Below are 3,643 nucleotides of genomic sequence, written 5' to 3'. Positions count from 1 at the left end.
GCGCCGTCCCGTTCTTCAACCTGTTGTTGCTCGCCTATCTGCTGCCGGCGGTCGCAGCAGGAGCATTGGCGCTTTATGTCCGCGAGAGGCGCCCGAGATGGTATGCCGCGATGCTGGCGCTGGTCGCTTCGCTGCTCGCCTTCGCCTACGCCACGCTGTCGGTCCGGCGCCTGTTCAAGGGCGAGTTTATCGGCCTGTGGAGCGGCCTCGGCCAGCTTGAGACCTATACCTATTCGGCGCTCTGGCTGGTCATCGGCGTGGCGCTGCTGACCGCCGGCGTCTGGCTGAGGTCGCAGGTGCTGCGCATTGCCTCGGCCGTGCTCATAGCGGTCGCCGTGCTGAAGGTCTTCCTCTTCGACATGTCGGAGCTGGAAGGCGTGCTGCGCGCACTCTCCTTCATCGGTCTGGGCGCCGTGCTGATCGGCATCGGACTTTTCTATCAGCGTCTGCTGACAAGGGCGGCGAGGTTAGGAGCCGAATAAAGGTCAGGCCAGATCGGTCTGCGAGAAGTCGTTGCCTTTGTAGAGCAGAGGTACGCGATAGGCTTTGGCGCATGCGTAGCTGAAGCAGTCGCCGAAATTCAGTTTGGCTGGGTGGCCCACATATCGACCATAATCTTGCGCGGCCCTTACAGCGAGTTCTCGGATCCGCGTGTCCAGCGGGACCTCAACGGCCTTGAGTTCGGCCAGGAAACCCAAGACGATGATTTGACATCGTTCGATCAGGACGGGTGGCGTCGGAAGCTGGTCGCCGTTTTCCGCTACGGATTTCCTGCGAGCTATCCCAACAATCGCCTCGAATGCGGAACTCGGCGAGAAATAAAGCTTCTCGGCGGCTTCCATTTTCCTAAGAAGGCGGTTCGCATCCGGCTCTTCCGATATGATAGCGATGATAGCGGAAGCATCGAGAAACATCAGAGGTCATCCCATCCTTCGTCCATGAATTTCTTCATGTCGAAGTCCAGGTCGTCCGGACCGAGCGCCCTCGCTGCGTCCTGATACTTTCTAATGCGCTCGCTTAGTGGGAGGACGGCATGTGCCCGTTCGAGCTCACGCTTGAGCGCGATCCGCACGGCTTCAGTCTTCGTGGGCGCCTTGATCGCGGACTGCAGCTGACGAGCCAGCGCGTCAACCTCGTCATCGCGGATATACAAAGACATTGTCGAATTCCTCCGGCGTATATTCTAAGATGAATATGCAAGATATTCAATGACGAATATACAATGGCCAGAACCGGTATTCAACCTTGGTTCCGGTTCCGCTCGCGCCGGGAATAAACCGGCATCCGCCGGCGTTATCCAGGTGCTTGGGTACCGGAGCGGGTGGTCCGCTTCGTGCTGGCTGCTTGCGCCGCGCCGGGAAGGCGCGTTCAATCGAATGGAAGACGACCACGAAACAAGCGGTCATGGACGACAAGAAGGCAGCGATCCTGAGCGAGATACCGCGTCTGCGCCGCTACGCGCGCTCGTTGCTGCGCGACCGCGATTCCGCCGACGATCTCGTCCAGGACTGCCTCGAGCGGGCGCTTGTGCGGCTCGACAACTGGCAAACTGGAGAAAGCCCCAGGAGGTGGCTGTTTACGATCATGCATCATCTGTTCATCGACCAGATGCGCAAGGTTAACCGGCGAGGCGAGGCGGCAATGTTGCCTCTGGAAGCCGGCGAAGCCCAGGCCGCGCCCGCCGATCAGGTCGAAAGCATAGCCTCGCGCGAGATCATGGATGCCCTGCAGGCGATCGGCCCCGATCGCCGTGCGGCATTGGTCATGGTCGCTATCGAAGGCTTTTCCTATGCCGAGGCCGCCAACATCCTGGGCGTGCCGGCCGGCACGCTGATGTCGCGCATCGCGCGCGGCCGCGAGGAACTGCGCGGCCTGCTGGACGACTCCTCGCGCCGCCGCTCGATAAGGATCGTCGAGCGATGACCCGGCGCGATTTCACCGAACGCGATATCCACATGGCCCTCGATGGCGAGCTGCCGGGCGAGGAGCGCATGGCCTATGACGCCTGGCTCGAAGCCAATCCCGAAATGAAGGCGAAGAGCGCCCGTTACATAGCCGACCGTGCGGCGCTCCGCGCCGCCCTGGCCGGCGTGATGGACGAACCGGTGCCGGCAAGGCTACGGCACGCGGTGCTTGGCGAAGCGCCGGCGCGGACGCCTGCCTGGCGCTCGCGCTGGTGGCTTTCGGCGGCGGCGGCAGCCGTGCTGATGGTCGGCGGGTTCGGTGGCTATCTCGCCGGCATCGACGGCATTGGCCGCAGCGGTGAGAGCGACGACCAACTTGCGGAGCAGGCGATTTCCGCCCATCTCATCTACGCCGCCGAGAAGCGTCACGCGGTTGAGGTGCCGGCAAGCGACAAGGACCATCTGCAGACCTGGCTGTCCAACCGGGTAGGGCTGAAGCTGGTGGCGCCCGATCTCGCGGCCGAGGGCTTCGCACTCGTCGGCGGCCGGCTGTTGCCGGCGGGCGAGCGTGGCAAGGCCGCGATGTTGCTTTACGAGGACGCCAAGGGCGAGCGCATCTCGCTCTTCGTCACCGCCGAATCATCGCAGACCACCAAGGGAACCTATACGGCCGAGGCTGACGGTCCGGAAGCGGTGTATTGGCTGGACAAGGGCTATGGCTGCGCCGTCGTCGGCACATTGCCGCCGGAGCGTCTGTCGGAGGTCGCCAAGAGCGCCTATGGCCAGCTTCTGGCCGGTATTTCGAGCTGAGGAGGCGGCTGTTTTCAACGGCCTACGCTGTTTCGAATTAGTGGTTCAGTTCAAAGCCGTGGTGCTTTTCTGCCGCCGCGGAACCTGTCACAATTCGGCCCTAATCAAGGAGCGATAGCGCTTGATGAAGACCGGCGCTTCGGCCGGGGTGCTGCTTTTGACCGGGGCCGTTTCCTTTAATCCAATCGAGGTTCTCCCAAACCCCGCATGCCTGCCGAGATCCGCAAGGCCCGCGCGTCGGACGTCGATGACCTCGCCGCCATCGAGAAGGCTGTTTTCTCAAGCGATCGCCTGTCGCGCCGCTCTTTTCGCCAGTTGATCGAGCGTGAGACCGCCGAGATGCTGGTGGCCGAGAATGACGGCCATGTCGCCGGCTACGCGGTGGTCTTGTTTCGCAAGGGCAGCGGCGTGGCCCGGCTCTATTCCATCGCCGTCGGTCCGTTCTTCGGCAATCTCGGCATCGGCCGCCAACTGCTGGCCGCGGCCGAAGAGGCGGCTTATGAACACGATCGCATGATGCTGCGGCTCGAGGTTCGCGAGGACAATCAGCGCGCCATCGGCATCTACGAGCAGGCAGGCTACCGAAAAATCGGCCGCGAGCCCGACTATTACGAGGACGGCGCCACCGCGCTGCGTTACGAAAAGACGCTGCGCGGCGATGTCCCGACCAGCACCGGGGTGCCGTTTTACCAGCAGACCTGCGAGTTCACCTGCGGTCCGTGCTGCCTGATGATGGCAATGGCCAATTTCGATTCCGGCTTCGTGCCCGATCCGGTCATGGAAATACGCCTGTGGCGCGAGGCGACCACGGTATTCATGATGTCGGGGCCGGGCGGCTGCGAGCCTTTCGGCCTGGCGGTTGCCGGCTATGAAAGCGGGCTTGCCGCCGAGATCTTCGTATCCTTTCACGGCGCGCTGTTCCTGCAGTC

At 62.8% G+C, this 3,643-nt stretch carries 6 protein-coding genes; 4 read left to right on the top strand and 2 right to left on the bottom strand.

Annotation, left to right across the window (positions count from 1 at the left end; translation table 11 throughout):
- A partial coding sequence (locus EOA60_RS23615) for a DUF2339 domain-containing protein (RefSeq protein ID WP_128311977.1) occupies nucleotides 1-482 on the top strand: 482 nt, incomplete at its 5' end.
- A 3-nt stretch (nucleotides 483-485) separates the two neighbouring features.
- Here EOA60_RS23615 and EOA60_RS23610 read toward each other — a convergent pair.
- Together EOA60_RS23610 and EOA60_RS23605 are read right to left on the bottom strand one after the other, a co-directional pair.
- On the bottom strand, nucleotides 486-914 hold the full coding sequence (locus tag EOA60_RS23610; RefSeq protein ID WP_095823677.1) for a type II toxin-antitoxin system VapC family toxin: 429 nt from the start codon (nucleotides 912-914) through the stop codon (nucleotides 486-488).
- A complete protein-coding gene (locus EOA60_RS23605; protein ID WP_066997434.1) occupies nucleotides 914-1,159 on the bottom strand; it encodes a type II toxin-antitoxin system VapB family antitoxin in 246 nt (81 codons plus the stop codon). The genes EOA60_RS23610 and EOA60_RS23605 overlap by 1 nt, the downstream gene beginning before the upstream one ends.
- Before the next feature lie 245 nt (nucleotides 1,160-1,404).
- Here EOA60_RS23605 and EOA60_RS23600 point away from each other — a divergent pair, with 245 nt between their 5' ends.
- The 3 genes from EOA60_RS23600 to EOA60_RS23590 form a co-directional block, all read left to right on the top strand.
- Nucleotides 1,405-1,923 carry an RNA polymerase sigma factor gene (locus EOA60_RS23600; RefSeq protein ID WP_066998131.1) on the top strand — a complete coding sequence of 173 codons (519 nt, stop codon included), beginning with the start codon at nucleotides 1,405-1,407 and terminating at the stop codon, nucleotides 1,921-1,923.
- A complete protein-coding gene (locus tag EOA60_RS23595) occupies nucleotides 1,920-2,714 on the top strand; it encodes an anti-sigma factor (RefSeq protein WP_067321126.1) in 795 nt (264 codons plus the stop codon). The genes EOA60_RS23600 and EOA60_RS23595 overlap by 4 nt, the downstream gene beginning before the upstream one ends.
- Nucleotides 2,715-2,921: 207 nt before the next feature.
- On the top strand, nucleotides 2,922-3,643 hold a 722-nt coding region (locus tag EOA60_RS23590; protein WP_128311975.1), incomplete at its 3' end, for a peptidase C39 family protein.

The sequence above is a fragment of the Mesorhizobium sp. M1A.F.Ca.IN.020.06.1.1 genome, assembly GCF_004023265.1.
Taxonomy (GTDB): Bacteria; Pseudomonadota; Alphaproteobacteria; order Rhizobiales; family Rhizobiaceae; genus Mesorhizobium.
The sequence above is the reverse complement of the archived record's forward strand: the minus strand, read 5'-3'. Positions and strand labels throughout refer to the sequence as shown.

What these genes read in the sequence shown, in the direction of transcription:
- EOA60_RS23595 (WP_067321126.1), top strand. Translation starts at nt 1,920, where the DNA reads ATGACCCGGCGCGATTTCACCGAACGCGATATCCACATGGCCCTCGAT.
- EOA60_RS23605 (WP_066997434.1), bottom strand. Translation starts at nt 1,159, where the DNA reads ATGTCTTTGTATATCCGCGATGACGAGGTTGACGCGCTGGCTCGTCAG.
- EOA60_RS23600 (WP_066998131.1), top strand. Translation starts at nt 1,405, where the DNA reads ATGGACGACAAGAAGGCAGCGATCCTGAGCGAGATACCGCGTCTGCGC.
- EOA60_RS23610 (WP_095823677.1), bottom strand. Translation starts at nt 914, where the DNA reads ATGTTTCTCGATGCTTCCGCTATCATCGCTATCATATCGGAAGAGCCG.